The sequence below is a fragment of the Bacillus sp. OK048 genome, assembly GCF_900103525.1.
Classification (GTDB): Bacteria; Bacillota; Bacilli; order Bacillales; family Cytobacillaceae; genus Neobacillus.
This window is the reverse complement of record NZ_FNHN01000003.1, coordinates 395,515-411,497: the sequence shown is the minus strand read 5'-3', so window position 1 is coordinate 411,497 and position 15,983 is coordinate 395,515. Positions and strand designations below refer to the sequence as shown.

The following is a 15,983-nucleotide window of genomic DNA, read 5'->3' as shown; positions in this document are numbered from 1 at the left end:
TTTGGATTCCCTAATCTTCCACATTTTATAGCAACACTAGTCCTAGTTTCATGATAGAATAGGGATAGAAAATTAGGTGATTTTGTCGATTATCAGCAAAAAGTGGTGGAAAGAATGGGTTATATTGAAAACATACTATTATATTGTGTAGGACAATTAAATGGTGAAAGAACTATTTATTCCATCTATCATCTTTTAAATGGAAAAAAATCATCACAAACACTTCAGGATGCTCATTTATTTTCACTTCAGAAGTATTTTCGAATTCTGGAACCATTACCGAGAGAAACTTTTGATAAGATTTTTAACAGCTTAGTTGAAAATAAATTAGTTGCACCATTAGGGGAACAAAAATTTCTCCTTACCGTATCAGGCAGAGATTACTTATTAAATCAACCCCAGCCAATCTATATGAATGGATGGAGATATCAGCAATATGCAACTCTAGTATGGGAAAGATTGTCCCTGCTAACTCAAGTAGCTTCCAACATAACATTTCGAGAAACAAAATACATCCCCATTCAGAAAAATACTGATGTTCATAACTGGTTAAAAGATTTCTTAAAGTATTCCTCATTACCAAAACAGAAGTTGGGAGAATTTCTATTCTCTGAATTAATTGATTGTCTTGAACAGGCAAAGGATATCAATCCTGCAATCCTGGTTTTTCGATTAACAGGATATCAGCAAATTGGATTGACCTCTGCTCAAACTGCGAAAATGTTGAACATAGATTCTATCCAATATCATCTAGAATTTAACAATATCCTTCATTTTTTGATTCAAACGATTGAAGAAAAGCCTTCTCGTTTTTCCGTATTATCATCGCTTGTCGCAAATTTAGAACAAAAGGATTCGTTAACTCTTTCTTCTCGTAAAACCTGGACACTTTTAAAACAGGGTTTTTCGCTTGATGAAATTGCAAGCATTCGAAACTTAAAATTAAGTACTATTGAAGACCATCTTGTAGAATTTGCTATCAATATTAAGGATTTTTCTATTAACATGTTTGTAGAGGAAGAAGTCCAACATAAGATTTTAGAAATTTCTCGTAAAGAAGCTACCAGGCAGCTTAAAGTAATTAGAAATAGTTTAAAAAAAACAGCTTCCTATTTTCAGATTAGGCTCGTTCTTGCAAAGTATGGTGATAGACAATGGAATTAGAAAAAATTTTATATAAATATTTTGGATATAAGACATTTAAAACAGGTCAAAAGGAAGTAATTTTGTCTCTGCTCGGAGGGAACGATACAATCGCTATGCTTCCGACTGGTACCGGAAAATCATTATGTTACCAACTTCCCGGTTATTGTCTTGATGGTCAAATCCTAATCATTTCTCCGCTTTTATCTCTTATGCAGGATCAAGTGGAACAATTAATGAAGTTTGGTGAGAAACGAGTGATTGCATTGAACTCTTTTCTTGATTCTGAAAAGAGAGGCTATGTTTTAGGGAATTTATCAAAATATAAATATATTTTTGTCTCACCAGAAATGTTAAGTATACCTGCAATAATCAAAAGGCTGCAATCCCTAACCATAGCCTTATTTGTAGTGGATGAAGCCCATTGTATTTCACAATGGGGATATGACTTTCGTCCAGATTATTCAAAATTGGGGGAATTTAGAAACAAACTGGGGAATCCCTTAACTTTAGCTCTGACCGCAACCGCAACCAAAAAAGTAAGGGAAGATATTATTCAATCTCTTGGCTTACAGGAATTTAATAAAATTGAGTCAACGATTGACCGGCCAAATATTGCTTTTTTTATTGAAGAGGTACCAAATTATCATGATAAACAATCCCGGTTGATAGAATTAGTTCTTCAGCTGCAAAAGCCTGGAATTATTTATTTTTCGAGTAAAAAGGTTGCTGAACAAATGGCTACCCTAATCGCAGAGAAGGGAATTAACAGGGTCATGGCCTACCATGGAGGATTAGAGCAGGAACAAAGAATCTTAATCCAACAACAATTTATCCATGGGCAACTAGACGTAATTTGTGCAACGAGTGCTTTTGGGATGGGTGTTAACAAGGAAAATATCCGATTTATTATCCATTACCATATGCCGATGCAAATTGAATCTTACCTACAAGAGATTGGCAGAGCTGGACGGGATGGTAAGGATAGCATTGCGATCATGCTCTATTCACCTGGGGATGAACAGCTTCCTGTACAACTCGCTGAGGGAGAGTTGCCATCAGAATTACAAATTGATTGGCTATTTTCCCAATTATCCGGTAATAACCTTCTTGAGAAAAATCAACACTTCAGGGAAAATGGAGGTTTTTCAGAGGTCCAATGGCGGATAATCCAGGAATTTATCCAACATCCACAAACTCCTTCTAATCTTGAACAAATAAGGCAAAGCTTGAAGGAATTTGTAAAAGAAAGGGTAACGATAAAGAAAAATAATATCCATTATTTGAAAAAGTGGATAAAGTCAAATTTATGTAGAAGAGAACTGATTTTAGATTATTTTAATGAAGAGGCTGCTAAAGAAAAAGTAAGAAATTGCTGTGATATTTGTGGTGTAAGGCTAGATCAATATCAAGCTGCTGAACGGTTAAATACAAATCCTGCTAATGAAGGAATGTGGAAGGATTATTTAGCCAATATTCTACTAAATAGTGAGTTGAGTGAATGAAAAATAAATATCGTGACTTAATCAATGGATTATCAGATAAAGAACTGCTCCTTCAATTATACCTGACCCAAATTATTATGCTTGTGATTACGTTTATATTAGGTGTTCTTTTATTTGATCAATTTTCATTTATGCAGTCGATTGATTTTTTTGATTATCAAATTTGGTTGATTGGTGTTCCTGCAGGGGTTGTGGTAGTTATTGCAGATATATTTTTAATGAAATGGCTTCCGTCTTCTTTTTACGATGATGGCGGTTTGAATCATAGAATTTTTAAGAATAGAAGTGTCATTCACATCGCGTGGATTGCAGCATTTGTAGCACTAAGTGAAGAATTACTTTTCCGTGGTGTCATCCAAACTAAGGTTGGACTTATTCTAGCAAGCTTAATTTTTGCCATCATCCATTATCGATACCTTTTTAATTGGTTTTTATTTTCAAATATTGTCATCCTTAGTTTTCTTATAGGATTCATTTATGATTGGACAAACAATTTAGCCGTTACAATGATCATGCACTTTACAATTGATTTTTTATTAGGGCTTTATATTAAATTTAAAAACCCCATAGATGTCGGTGAAGAGGAGGGACTACTACATGAATAAAGAAGAACCATTTAGACACCAGGCCGAACGGCTTAAACAGCGAATTGAAAAAATAAATGAGGAAACAGTTGAACCACGCGAGCAATTACCTCCAAGAGAACAAATTCATAGGGAAAAAAGAAAGAAAACGAAATGGAAAATAAAGTATCCCATTATTCGAATCTTGGTATTATTTTTTATCCTTCTTCCAATCGCTATTTTTAGTGCCTACTCCTATCTTGAAGGCGGGAAAAGTAAAGGACCTGAAAAAGTTTCTGGAGATTCTTCTGGCTACGAAGTCATTAATTTTGAGAAATCGGAAACAGATAGCAATAATGAAAAAAAGGCAGAAAATGAAAAAGATATATCAACAGAGGTAGAGCCAGAGGAGAAAATAGAAGTCTTACAGCCTGACAGTTCGGATACTCAAGTTGAGAGTCCAGCTTCAGAACAAGGCGCAGAGGAAAATAGTGGTATTTCGACTGAAACAACTGAATCAGCTGCCCCACAGTCGAATTCAATCATTGGTTCTGAAACCGTTATTTTTCATACCGTTAAAAAAGGCGAAAACCTCTATCGGATTTCATTGAAATATTTTCAATCGAAAAATGGGGAAGAAATCATTCGAAAAGCAAATAATTTAAAAGGGAATGAAATATTCTTGGGGCAAGTCTTGGAAATCCCATTAAGTAAGTAACCGATCAATTTTGATCGGTATTTTTTTTGGAAATTTTTCATAATGTAGCGGACAAGTTCATATTTATGTTAAAGAGGTGGTACAAAAATGGATAAACAGATCCGCTTACTTGAACATACAGATGATGCAACAAAACAAATGCTAGAAAACGTTCGCAAAAGAAAGATTAAGTTTGATACAGCTAAAAAATGGCATTATCTATCTATTTATACTATGCTGCTTTTTGCTTTTCTATTTTTTAGTTATTTCTATTATATGATTGCCAAACAGTATTCTTATTCTTTTTTCGCTATGTTTTCTGCTTCGGTTAGTGATGCTTTAAACGTTGGGTTATTGGCTATTACTGCCATTTCGTATGGAGCAATGAATGTATTAAGGCAGCAAAAGGATAAAAAGGAGAAGGAATATCAAGAATTAAGATGTGAAATTGTAAACCGCAGTAAAGATCTATGGAAAAAGGAAGACCATTGGAAAAATCGTCATATTGATTTTGAAGTAATGAAAAAAACGTATGACATTAATCTTTATCATGAAAAAAAATAAGAAGCAGCCCGGGGTCTGCTTCTAAGATCTTTAAAAGAATATTTTCTTACCTTGCTCCTCTTTAAGTATTTCAACTGCTTCCCGGAACCGCTGTGAATGGATAATCTCTCGCTCTCGAAGGAAGCGTAGTCCATCATTTAAATCAGGATCATCACTTAAGTTGATGATCCATTGATAAGTAGCCCTTGCCTTTTCTTCGGCTGCTATATCTTCGTAGAGGTCAGCAATGGGGTCACCCTTTGCTTGTATATAGGACGCTGTCCATGGCGCGCCAGAGGAATTTGCATAATAAAGCGCATTATCATGTATGGCGTAGTGATCCCCTAAACCGGCTGCCTTCATCATTTCGGGAGTGGCGTCTTTTGTGAGTTTATAGACCATTGTGGCAATCATTTCCAGGTGTGCGAATTCCTCCGTACCAATATCCGTTAATAATCCAATTACTTTATCCGGTATGGAATATCTCTGATTTAAATATCGTAATGCAGCTGAAAGTTCACCATCAGCCCCACCGTATTGTTCAACTAGATATTTTGCTAATGTTGGATTACAAGTACTAACGCGAACGGGATATTGGAGCTTCTTTTCGTATATCCACATAAATAGCAAACCCTCCTTTGGTTTTTAGAAATCCACTAAACCTGCCAAGGCCAGGGGGTATCGTTCCAATTCCATGGGTGTCCAGAGTAGCTGTTGCCATATTGCAATAGAGGACCGAATTGACTTTCAAATGCTTTTTTTATTGTCTTTCTTTCTTTTGCATAATGATTAAATTGCTTAATAGCTTCAAGGTCGTCTGGGTGTGTATCTAAATACAACGTTAATTCAACTAAGACAAAGTCAACGGTTTGAAGCTGCTCCATCAATTGATAATATTCTGGTGGGATTTGCTTCATCTAGGAATCCCCCCTTTTCTCAAATGGGTTGAAATAGGGGTCGTAAAAGGCTTTCCATAGTGTACCTGCTCTTAGTGCTTCCTGTGGTGAAAATTGTGGCAGGTTTGGTGGTTGAAATCCCATATATAGATTTGGGGGAGTGGAAAAGGTTTTTTCTTGAATTGGCTTGCAGGGGTCAAATGGACTAGCGATAGGGTGCCAATTTTTATATAGGGTAAACATAGTAGCCCTCCCTTAATTAACATCATTAATAAGTATGAAAATTTTCATTAATCATGACATAAAAATGAAATAAGAAGGATTAATCCAACGTTATGTTGAAGTATAATGGGATTGGCAGGATAATTTCATTGAGGTGATGTAAGTGTTTGTAAAAAATATGATGATTCCAAGACATGACTGTGTGACTGTTCAGGCGGACACAACTTTAGCAGCTGCATTAGAACAACTGGAGAAAAATCAAATTGATGGTGTACCAGTTTTGCAAGGAGAAAGATATATAGGGGTTGCCACACGTTTTAATATTTATGAGAAATATTTTTTATCTGGAAAACAAAAAGATGAATTTTTAAGTTCCATCACAGTGAAAGACATCGCTACACATCAGGATAAATTTTTACTTGGTGAAGAAGTATTTGAAAAAACGCTATTAGATTTAAAAGACTTCCCATTGTTAGCGGTAGTTGATGCAAATCGAAAATTTCTAGGTGTTGTAACACGCGCCGACGTACTTTCCACTTTTCAGAGCGCTTTCGGTGTAAATCGCCCTGGTGTAAGAATCGCTTTTACATCCGTTGAAACAGAAGGGCGTATTGCTCGCCTATCTGAGATTGCTCATCACTTCCATGAACATATTATTTCACTCGTAACATTTGATGAGACGGATAAATTAGTTCGAAGAATTGTCATGAAGGTTGAAAAGAAAGATAATATTGATCGGTTTACAAAGAAACTTGAAGATCAAGGGTTCCGTATCTTGAGTATTCAAGAAGACTAGTAAATCTAAACGGAAAGAATTTAAATCCTTCTCATACAATGTATGGGAGGGATTTTCATGTTAAGAATCATTTGGCGACTACTTTTTATTCTTGTGTGTGTATATTTACTAATTGAATGGTTTCCAATTACATACCCATTTCATTTTGCTGATATTTTGGTTCGGCCGATTATTTATCCATTGGAATTTTTTGCTGCCTCATTGGCTTTTTTCTTTGGGCTAATCGTCAGTCTACAACTATTTCAAGAAATTCTTCAACAAACTATAAAGATAGTAAAGAAAAAACAGCGCAAATGTTAGTCCTGTTTGGTTTTTGTCTCCCTTATGGTATGATTTTAAGTAGAACATTTACAATAGAAAAGGGGAAAATATGGTTTATATTATCGTATTGCTTTTGTTTGGGGGAGCAGGTCTTATCTTATACATGCTAAAAGAAGCTTTCTTAAATCGTGTAGTACTTCACGAAATGACCTTCGAGGATTTTCCTAGCTCATTTGGTGAGGTTTCAATATTTTTTATCTCTGATATACATAAACGCCTAATCTCCAATGATATTATCGAAAAAGTTAAGGGGAAGGCTGATATCGTCATAATTGGCGGGGATTTAACTGAGAGAAAAGTCCCGTTTGAAAGGGTTAAGGAAAACTTAGAAAAACTAAAACAATTAGGACCCGTGTATTTTGTTTGGGGAAATAATGATTATGAAACGGACTACCACAAATTAGATGCCATTCTTTTGAGTTATAGCGTAAAAATATTGGATAATACGGCGGCAATTTTTGAATCTGGAAACGGTGATAAACTTTCCTTGCTTGGCGTAGATGCATTAGATCAAGGACGCGACAGACTTGATTTAGCGTTATTAGATGCAGGCGATGATAGCTTTAAGATTTTGGTCAGCCATTACCCAACTATTACCAAAAAAATAGTTCCAGAACATGATATAAGGCTTGTATTAAGTGGACATACGCATGGCGGACAAATACATATTTTGGGCTATAGTCCATATGAAAAAGGAAAAGTAGAAAAATTAGAGAATACTACATTATTGATTAGTAATGGCTATGGTACAACAGGAGTTCCCCTGAGATTAGGTGCACCTGCAGAGTGTCATTTAATTACTATTAAGCATGGTTAGGTGGAAGCATGGTTTGTTTAAATATCGGAGGAATCAGGATGGCGGACCAAGAAGGTAAGTATAATATAAAAGCGGCTGCATTAATGCTGGGGATTCAACCTGGAACGCTAAGAGCATGGGAAAGACGTTATCAGATGATAGCACCCGTCAGAAATGATGCTGGCCATCGATTATATACAGATGAGCATATAAGAATTCTAAAGTGGTTGATTAAGAAGGTGAATCAAGGATTTACTATTAGTCAAGCTATTTCTTTAATGGGCCACGCCCATTCACAAATAGATGCTGAAACGATAAATCTTAAGCAAGGGAATCCATTAACGAGCCTATCCGACGCACTTTATGATGCCTTAGTCCACTTTGAGTATGACAAGATTCACGAAGTAATCAATAAATTGTTTAGTATTTTTACAATGGAAAAAGTTATTGGAGATATTTTCAGCCAAGTCGTTTTGAACATTGAGACATCTTTTAAGACTGGAAACATTACCAATGGGCAACGGAATTTTTCAGTATCATTTTTAAAAGCGAGGATAACAGCTATCATTCACAGTTTGCCAAATAATGCTCACCAAAACAAAGCTGTATTTCTCTCTTGCTCTCAAGAAGAGGACCATTTTAGTATTTTAATGTTCACCTTTTATTTAAGAACAAAGGGCATAGAAATAATAAATATAGGTACATATTCTTCAGAAGAAGATATTCAATTAACTTTGGAGATCATTCATCCAGATTTATTTATCCTTACATGTGAAGAACAAAAAGATGTTAAACAAGCACTTTCGCTTGTGAATCAGCTATCCCGCAACCACAAGGATCTTAAGATTGGATTAGGCGGGGAGGCAATAACTGAAATGAACCGCTCTGAAAAGGGACATATTTCAACTTACATATTTGGTCAAACCATAAAAGAATGGGAAATGTGGCTAATGGAACGGATGATATTTTAGAGATAGAAAAGAATTAGTTTTAAACTTTGGTTACTGTCTAGCTCCAGTGCCCTAGCGGCTAGTGTCCTTCGCTCTCCGCCCTACGATAAGTCAACATCGAATCGCCTCCGGCTCTTCGTGTTTCCTTTATCTCGGTTGGAGCGCTCCAGGCCATACGCCGCTGACCAGGGCACTTACGCTTTTCTTAGACAAAGCACCAACCAACGCCATTGACATACACTAGGGTTAAGAGTTATGTCACGGCAGGGGGCAAAAGAACATGCGCTTAGAACGCTTAACAGTCAATAAAATTAAAATTTTTTTAACCTCTGATGATTTACTTGATAGGGGCCTTTCCAAAGATGATATTTGGAAAGATTCAATAAAATGGCATCAACTTTTCCACGACATGCTGGAAGAGGCAAGCGAAGAATTTGATGTTGAAATTCAGGGTTCTGTAGCAGTTGAAATATTCTCCTTGCAAGCACAAGGTATGATTATGATCATTACGGTGGACGAATATATTGACGAAGATGAAGATGAAATATTATTTGATGGCTTTGTTGAAATGCAAGTTCGAGTTGAAGGCCGTGAAAACTTACTTTATCAGTTCGAATGCATAGAAGATATCATAGATCTTTCACACAGGCTGTTTACTTTACAAATTTATGGCGGCAGTTTGTTTTCTTATAACCATCATTATTACCTACTTATGAATAATATCGAGCCTTCCGTTGTAGAAAGTATTGCAGCATTTTTATCAGAATACGGAAATCCCTCCATTCTTAGTACGCACGTGCTTGCTGAATATGGCAACCTAATTATTGAAAATAAAGCGGTAGAAACGATCAAAAAGTATTTTAAATAGAGGATACAAATTTGATGAAGGAGTGTGTTGCTCCTTTTTTGTTTATATAAAATTTTTGTAATGATTACGGTTTCAAACTATTTTCAAATGTAAGTGAAATCTATATTTACCGTCTTGCATAAATCCATCAAACGTGTATACTTGTCTCTGAAAGCGACAACATTAGATAAAGTGATTTTCTAGGAGGTTTACAGATGGTAGCCGAAAAAGGAAATGAAAAAACTAATCAAGAGGAAGAAAATAATGTGTTAACTTCAACACAGACAGTTATACATAAAGCTCTTGAAAAGTTAGGTTATCCTGAAGAAGTATATGAACTATTAAAAGAGCCGTTACGTATGATGACAGTAAAAATTCCAATTAGAATGGATGACGGTTCAGTAAAGATATTTACCGGCTATCGTGCACAGCATAACGATGCAGTGGGTCCAACCAAGGGCGGAATCAGGTTTCATCCCAATGTTTCTGAAACTGAAGTAAAGGCACTTTCTATTTGGATGAGCTTGAAGTGTGGAATTGTTGATCTTCCATATGGCGGCGGTAAAGGCGGAATCATTTGTGATCCGCGTGATATGTCTTTTAGAGAGCTTGAGAGATTAAGCCGTGGTTATGTACGAGCAATAAGTCAAATTGTCGGACCGACTAAAGATATTCCAGCACCGGATGTATTTACAAATTCTCAAATAATGGCTTGGATGATGGATGAATATAGTCGTATCGATGAATTTAACTCTCCTGGATTTATCACAGGCAAGCCACTTGTTTTAGGGGGCTCTCACGGTCGTGAATCTGCTACAGCAAAAGGTGTAACGATTTGTATACGTGAAGCCGCTAAAAAGAAGGGCATTCAAATTGAAGGCGCAAGGGTTGTCGTACAAGGCTTTGGAAATGCGGGAAGCTTCTTATCGAAATTTATGCATGATGCAGGCGCAAAGGTTGTTGGTATTTCTGATGCCTATGGTGCATTATATGATCCGGACGGACTTGATATTGATTACTTGCTAGATCGACGTGACAGCTTTGGTACGGTAACGAAATTATTTAATAATACGATTACTAACAAAGAACTATTAGAACTTGAGTGTGATATTCTCGTTCCAGCGGCAATTGAAAATCAAATTACCGCTGAAAATGCACATAATATTCGTGCAGGTATTGTGGTAGAGGCTGCCAACGGACCGACGACGCTTGAGGCAACTGATATATTAACAGAGCGTGGTATTTTACTTGTTCCTGATGTTCTAGCATCTGCTGGCGGTGTTACCGTTTCATACTTTGAATGGGTTCAAAACAATCAAGGTTATTATTGGTCAGAGGAAGAAGTAGAAGAGAAACTTGAAAAAGTTATGGTCAAATCTTTTAATAATATATTTGATACAGCACAAACTCGCCGTGTGGATATGCGCCTAGCAGCGTATATGGTTGGGGTAAGAAAAATGGCTGAAGCAAGTCGATTTAGAGGCTGGATTTAAAAACATTATTATTGAAACATAATAAAAAAACTCCTATCATTATTCAGGTAGGAGTTTTTTTATGGAAAGGGGCTAATCAATTTGCAAATTGAAGATATTATTATTATCGGCGGGGGGCCATGCGGTTTAGCTGCTGCTATAGCCTTTAAGGAAATTGGAATGTCCCCACTCGTTATTGAAAAAGAGAATGTTGTAAATGCCATTTATCAATATCCCACCCATCAAACATTTTTTAGTACAAGTGAAAAGCTAGAAATCGGCGATGTTCCATTTATTACTGAAAGCTATAAACCAAAACGAAACCAAGCCCTTGTTTATTATCGGGATGTGGTGAAACGAAAACAATTGCGAGTAAATTCATTTGAAAATGTTTTAGAGGTGCATAAAGAAGAAAAAGGCTTCCAGATTATAACCAATAAACAGACCTATCAAGCTATGTTTGTTGTGATTGCAACGGGTTACTTTGACCAACCTAACTTTATGAATGTCCCTGGAGAAGATTTGCCGAAGGTGTCTCATTATTTTAAAGAAGCTCATCCTTTTTTTGACAAAGATGTTTGCGTAATAGGTGGAAAGAATTCAAGTGTGGACGCCGCCCTTGAACTGGTTAAAGCAGGTGCTAGAGTAACGGTCCTATACCGTGGTAAAGAATATTCACCTAGTATAAAGCCTTGGATTCTCCCAGAATTTGAATCCTTGGTACGAAATGGAACCATTAAGATGGAATTCAATTCCCAAATAATAGAAATAACGGAGGATCAAGTACGCTATACCAAAGATGAAGAAGAAAAGTCCATCTATAATCAGTTTGTTTTTGCCATGACTGGTTATCATCCCGATCATGAATTCCTAAAAAATATGGGAATAGTTATTGATGGTGAATCGGGAAGACCATTCTTTCATCCTCATTCGATGGAAACGAATGTTGAGGGGATTTATATTGCAGGAGTTATCGCTGCAGGAAATAATGCCAATGAAATATTTATTGAAAATGGCAGGTTTCATGGTGACCTCATTGCACAATCAATTCTAGAAAAAGGAATAATAGGTGAAAAGTAAATGAAAAAAGTGGTACTGTTAACGACTGGCGGAACCATTGCCAGTAAACCAAATAAGGATTCAGGAAAATTAGCTTCAGGAGAATTAACAGGGGAAGAGCTTGTTGCATTATGCAATCTGCCTAATGATATTGAAGTTGTCATCGAATCGGTGTTTCAAAAGGCTAGTATCCATATAACATTTGATGATTTAGTTGTATTAAAGAATAAAATTGAAAAGTATTATGAGGATGATAAGGTTTCTGGAGTGGTTATAACCCATGGTACAGATACCCTTGAGGAATCCGCTTATTTTCTTGATTTAACGATTAGTGACCCAAGACCAGTGGTCATAACTGGATCCCAACGCTCACCAGAGGAATTAGGAAGTGATGTTTTCATAAACCTAAGGCATGCTATTTATTCAGCTTGTTCTGAGGATCTATGGAATGCAGGCGCTGTTGTCGTGTTCAATGAACGAATATTTGCTGCGAGATATGTTAAAAAAGAACATGCCTCCAATATCCAGGGATTTAATGTTTTTGGATTTGGCTATCTTGGCATTATCGATAATGATGTGGTGCAAATCTTTCAAAAGCCAATAAGGCGAGAATATTTTGCTATTCAATCACCCATACCTCAAGTAGAAATCATCAAATGCTATATTGGTGCTGATGGGAAATTTATCAAGGCTGCTAGAGAGTCAGGGGTAAAAGGAATCGTACTTGAAGGTGTAGGGCGTGGTCAAGTAGCGCCTGAAATGATGGAAGAAATAGAAAAATCACTTAAAGAAGGTATCGCCTTGGTTATAACAACCAGTGCGGAAGAAGGGTCAGTATACACTACATATGATTATAAAGGTAGTGCTTATGACTTATATAAAAAGGGTGTAATTCTAGGCAGTGATAATGATTCAAAAAAAGCGAGAATAAAATTAGCGGTAGCACTGGCCAGTGGCGTAAAGAAAATTATTTTTTAATGGCCAAATGATAAAATGGATATAATCTTTCATTTAATTAATGACAATATCATGATAGGATAAAGTATATGAATTGATGGGAAATGAGGATTATCCATGCTGGGAATATTATCAGCCGGTATTGCCCCCGGACTGGCCTTGTTAAGTTATTTTTATTTAAAAGATGAATATGAATCAGAACCTGTATTTGTAGTACTCCGAACATTTATGTTTGGTGCTCTCTTGGTGTTTCCGATTATGTTTATTCAGCATGTACTTGATACCGAGAATATTATTAAATCTGGGTTTATTGATGCATTTCTTGCTTCTAGCCTCCTCGAAGAGTTTTTCAAATGGTTTATTCTCTTCTATGCAATTTACCAGCATGTCGAATTTGATGAGCCATTTGATGGTATTGTATATGGTGTTGCAGTATCACTTGGTTTTGCCACCGTTGAAAATATTTTTTATTTGATTGCCAATGGGATAGAACATGCAATGGCAAGAGCGCTTCTTCCTGTATCTAGTCATGCGCTTTTTGGAGTGATTATGGGATTTTACATTGGTAAAGCAAAATTTACCGAAGGAAAAAAAGCAAAATGGGTGATCGTTTCTTTAACTTTACCTTTCATCCTTCACGGTTCTTATGATTATATTTTAATTTCACAAGAAAACTGGTTATATATTATTTTACCTTTTATGATCTTTCTTTGGTGGTTTGGCTTAAGAAAGGTTAAAGTGGCTAGAATATTAACCATGAACCATAAGAAAAAACAGTATTCAACTCAAAATTCCTTTCATTCTTAATGAAGAAAATCTCTTCATTTTAAATGAAAGGGATTTTTTTTGAATAAATTTCCCATTTAAACAAAAAATAGGCTTAAATCTAAAATGATTTACAACTGGGGGTACTTTACCATGAAGAAGAAAATAGTAAAAATTACTTTTCCAATCTTGCTCTCCCTTTGTATCACGCCATTTACTTTTATGGAAGATAACAGGGCATTTGCTTTTTCAAACCAGGTTATTCAGCAAGGGGCGGTTGGGGATGATGTCATCGAGCTTCAATCAAGACTCCAGTATTTGGGGTTTTACAACAAGAAAATTGATGGGGTATTCGGCTGGAGCACCTATTGGGCACTAAGGAATTTCCAATATGAATTTGGACTATCTATCGATGGCCTTGCGGGAAATGAGACTAAAGCAAAACTAGTTAAAGCGAGTAAATATGATAAGCAATTCGTAAAGGAACAAATCAATAAAGGAAATAAATTTACTCATTATGGTGGGGTTGAGAAAAAAAAGCAGACTGCACCAGCACCAAAAGCTCCTTCTAATACGGCAAAACCAAAACCAGGAGCACCTGCTCCAGCAGCGCCGGCTCCGGCAGCCCCAAAAGCAACGCCACAGAAACCAACTGCTGCTAATACTCCAGGAGGGTTCTCAAGTAATGACATACAATTAATGGCAAATGCTGTTTATGGAGAAGCAAGAGGGGAGCCCTATACTGGTCAAGTGGCAGTAGCTGCTGTTATCCTAAACCGGGTAAATAGCGCATCTTTTCCAAACACGGTTTCAGGAGTTATTTTCGAACCAGGTGCGTTCACTGCTGTTGCGGATGGTCAAATTTGGCTTACTCCGAATGAACAAGCGAAGAAAGCAGTATTAGATGCGATTAATGGAATAGATCCTACGGGTGAAGCCCTTTACTATTTTAACCCAGTAACTGCTACAAGTAAGTGGATATGGTCAAGACCACAAATTAAACGAATTGGTAAACATATTTTTTGCGAATAGAGGGGTGATGATTGGATGATTAGAGGAATAATTATCGGTGTTCTAGCTGTAGGTGTTGCGGGTACAGCCTACTGGGGATATCAAGAACATCGGGAGAAAAATGCGATTTTGATAAATGCTGAAAATAATTATCAACGAGCCTTTCATGATCTTACCTATCAAGTGGACCTACTTAACGATAAAATTGGAACAACCCTTGCGATGAACTCAAGGCATTCTTTGTCACCCTCGTTAGTAGAGGTTTGGAGATTAACATCAGAGGCCCATGGCAATGTTGGACAGCTACCGCTAACATTGCTTCCATTTAATAAAACTGAAGAGTTTTTGGCTAAGATTGGTAAGTTTAGTTATCAAACTGCAGTGAGAGATTTAGATAAAGAGCCTTTATCAGAGGAAGAATATGAAACATTAAAGGTTTTATACAAGCAATCTGGTGATATTCAGAAAGAGCTGCGAAAAGTGCAGCATATGGCTTTAAAAAATAATCTACGTTGGATGGATGTTGAACTAGCGTTAGCTTCAGGAAAAGAAACAACAGATAATACGATTATTGATGGTTTTAAAACAGTTGAAAAAACCGTGACAGGCTATGATGAAAGTGATTTTGGGCCAACTTTTGCTAACATGCAAAAAAAGGATGATAATTTCAAAAAAATTAAAGGAAAAGCTATTTCTGAAAAAGAAGCGATTAGCATTGCGAAAAAGTATATGAAATTCGATTCTAATGCAGAAGTAAAAGTAACAGAAAGTGGTAAGGGTTCTGATTATGGTTTTTATAGTGTTTCCATAAGAAACAAGGATACTGGTCAAGAAGGAAGTATGGATATTACGAAAAAAGCAGGGTATCCTATTTGGTTTATTAATTACCGAGAAGTAAACGAGCAAAAGCTTAGCTTAAACGATGCCAACCTTAAGGCTGCAACATTTCTAAAAGATAATGGATACAAAAATCTAGAGCTTTTTGAAAGTAGTCAATATGATAACACAGGTGTCTTTAATTTTGTCACCAGTGAGAACAATATAAGAATTTATTCTGAGGCGATAAAAGTAGAAGTAGCTCTGGATAATGGAAATATTATTGGATTCTCGGCGGAGGAATATTTAAAATCGTTAAACGATACAAGGGAAGTTGAAAAACCAGTGTTAACAAGTGAACAAGCCCGTGAAAAGATAAATCCGAATTTTAAAATTATGGAAGAGAGACAATCGATTATCGTTAATGATCTAAACAAGGAAGTTTTATGCTATGAATTCTTAGGAACCATTAATGATGATACCTATAGAATCTTTATCAATGCTGTCGATGGAGTCGAAGAGGAAGTAGAAAAGTTAAAGAATGCTGAGGAAGTTTACGACGCAGTAATTTAGGGTTGAAGAATAAAACAATCCCATCACTCCAATAATAGTAATAATTGGTAA

The 15,983-nt window shown here is 36.2% G+C and carries 19 protein-coding genes; 16 read left to right on the top strand and 3 right to left on the bottom strand.

The features are described from left to right. Positions 1 to 114: 114 nt before the first annotated feature. From BLR86_RS08290 to BLR86_RS08270, 5 genes are all read left to right on the top strand, one after another. Entirely contained in the window at positions 115 to 1,164 is a 1,050-nt protein-coding gene (locus BLR86_RS08290) for a YpbB family protein (protein ID WP_090760192.1), read from the top strand. Then, on the top strand, positions 1,155 to 2,648 hold the full coding sequence (locus BLR86_RS08285; protein ID WP_090760190.1) for a RecQ family ATP-dependent DNA helicase: 1,494 nt from the start codon (positions 1,155 to 1,157) through the stop codon (positions 2,646 to 2,648). Before BLR86_RS08290 ends, BLR86_RS08285 begins: the two co-directional genes overlap by 10 nt. Continuing rightward, the gene (locus tag BLR86_RS08280) at positions 2,645 to 3,253 is read left to right on the top strand and encodes a CPBP family intramembrane glutamic endopeptidase (protein WP_090760188.1); all 609 of its coding nucleotides are present in this window, start codon (positions 2,645 to 2,647) and stop codon (positions 3,251 to 3,253) included. Before BLR86_RS08285 ends, BLR86_RS08280 begins: the two co-directional genes overlap by 4 nt. Further along, positions 3,246 to 3,929: a LysM peptidoglycan-binding domain-containing protein gene (locus BLR86_RS08275; protein WP_090760186.1), complete on the top strand. Its 684-nt coding sequence runs from the start codon at positions 3,246 to 3,248 to the stop codon at positions 3,927 to 3,929. Before BLR86_RS08280 ends, BLR86_RS08275 begins: the two co-directional genes overlap by 8 nt. A gap of 87 nt (positions 3,930 to 4,016) precedes the next feature. After that, positions 4,017 to 4,472, top strand: coding sequence for a DUF2663 family protein (locus BLR86_RS08270; RefSeq protein WP_090760183.1), 456 nt, complete (start codon positions 4,017 to 4,019; stop codon positions 4,470 to 4,472). Positions 4,473 to 4,502: 30 nt separating this feature from the next. On the opposite strand, the gene BLR86_RS08265 is transcribed toward BLR86_RS08270, so the two are convergent. From BLR86_RS08265 to BLR86_RS08255, 3 genes are read right to left on the bottom strand one after another with little or no spacing between them, the layout of a single operon-like run. After that, on the bottom strand, positions 4,503 to 5,072 hold the full coding sequence (locus tag BLR86_RS08265; RefSeq protein WP_090760181.1) for a manganese catalase family protein: 570 nt from the start codon (positions 5,070 to 5,072) through the stop codon (positions 4,503 to 4,505). Between the two features lie 35 nt (positions 5,073 to 5,107). Next, on the bottom strand, positions 5,108 to 5,368 hold the full coding sequence (locus BLR86_RS08260) for a spore coat protein CotJB (RefSeq protein WP_090760179.1): 261 nt from the start codon (positions 5,366 to 5,368) through the stop codon (positions 5,108 to 5,110). Continuing rightward, entirely contained in the window at positions 5,369 to 5,590 is a 222-nt protein-coding gene (locus tag BLR86_RS08255; RefSeq protein ID WP_090760177.1) for a spore coat associated protein CotJA, read from the bottom strand. Positions 5,591 to 5,732: 142 nt separating this feature from the next. Here BLR86_RS08255 and BLR86_RS08250 point away from each other — a divergent pair, with 142 nt between their 5' ends. The 11 genes from BLR86_RS08250 (at position 5,733) to ypeB (ending at position 15,932) form a co-directional block, all read left to right on the top strand. Then, the gene (locus tag BLR86_RS08250; protein WP_090760175.1) at positions 5,733 to 6,365 is read left to right on the top strand and encodes a CBS domain-containing protein; all 633 of its coding nucleotides are present in this window, start codon (positions 5,733 to 5,735) and stop codon (positions 6,363 to 6,365) included. Positions 6,366 to 6,422: 57 nt separating this feature from the next. Continuing rightward, on the top strand, positions 6,423 to 6,665 hold the full coding sequence (locus BLR86_RS08245) for a hypothetical protein (RefSeq protein ID WP_090760173.1): 243 nt from the start codon (positions 6,423 to 6,425) through the stop codon (positions 6,663 to 6,665). Between the two features lie 70 nt (positions 6,666 to 6,735). Further along, entirely contained in the window at positions 6,736 to 7,503 is a 768-nt protein-coding gene (locus tag BLR86_RS08240; RefSeq protein WP_090760171.1) for a metallophosphoesterase, read from the top strand. A gap of 38 nt (positions 7,504 to 7,541) precedes the next feature. Next, positions 7,542 to 8,453 (top strand): MerR family transcriptional regulator, encoded by a 912-nt coding sequence (locus BLR86_RS08235; protein WP_175492824.1) that lies wholly within the window; start codon positions 7,542 to 7,544, stop codon positions 8,451 to 8,453. A 259-nt stretch (positions 8,454 to 8,712) separates the two neighbouring features. Continuing rightward, positions 8,713 to 9,300, top strand: a complete 588-nt coding sequence (locus tag BLR86_RS08230; RefSeq protein ID WP_090760167.1) for a genetic competence negative regulator — start codon at positions 8,713 to 8,715, stop codon at positions 9,298 to 9,300. A gap of 194 nt (positions 9,301 to 9,494) precedes the next feature. Then, the gene (locus tag BLR86_RS08225; RefSeq protein WP_090760165.1) at positions 9,495 to 10,772 is read left to right on the top strand and encodes a Glu/Leu/Phe/Val family dehydrogenase; all 1,278 of its coding nucleotides are present in this window, start codon (positions 9,495 to 9,497) and stop codon (positions 10,770 to 10,772) included. Between the two features lie 81 nt (positions 10,773 to 10,853). Beyond that, on the top strand, positions 10,854 to 11,831 hold the full coding sequence (locus BLR86_RS08220; protein ID WP_175492823.1) for a YpdA family putative bacillithiol disulfide reductase: 978 nt from the start codon (positions 10,854 to 10,856) through the stop codon (positions 11,829 to 11,831). After that, positions 11,832 to 12,788, top strand: a complete 957-nt coding sequence (locus BLR86_RS08215; protein WP_090760161.1) for an asparaginase — start codon at positions 11,832 to 11,834, stop codon at positions 12,786 to 12,788. It begins immediately after the preceding gene. A gap of 96 nt (positions 12,789 to 12,884) precedes the next feature. After that, positions 12,885 to 13,574: a glutamic-type intramembrane protease PrsW gene (prsW, locus tag BLR86_RS08210; RefSeq protein ID WP_090760159.1), complete on the top strand. Its 690-nt coding sequence runs from the start codon at positions 12,885 to 12,887 to the stop codon at positions 13,572 to 13,574. Positions 13,575 to 13,685: 111 nt separating this feature from the next. After that, a complete protein-coding gene (gene sleB / locus BLR86_RS08205; RefSeq protein WP_090760157.1) occupies positions 13,686 to 14,564 on the top strand; it encodes a spore cortex-lytic enzyme in 879 nt (292 codons plus the stop codon). 15 nt (positions 14,565 to 14,579) lie between these two features. Further along, positions 14,580 to 15,932 (top strand): germination protein YpeB, encoded by a 1,353-nt coding sequence (gene ypeB / locus BLR86_RS08200; RefSeq protein WP_090760155.1) that lies wholly within the window; start codon positions 14,580 to 14,582, stop codon positions 15,930 to 15,932. Positions 15,933 to 15,983 lie beyond the last annotated feature (51 nt).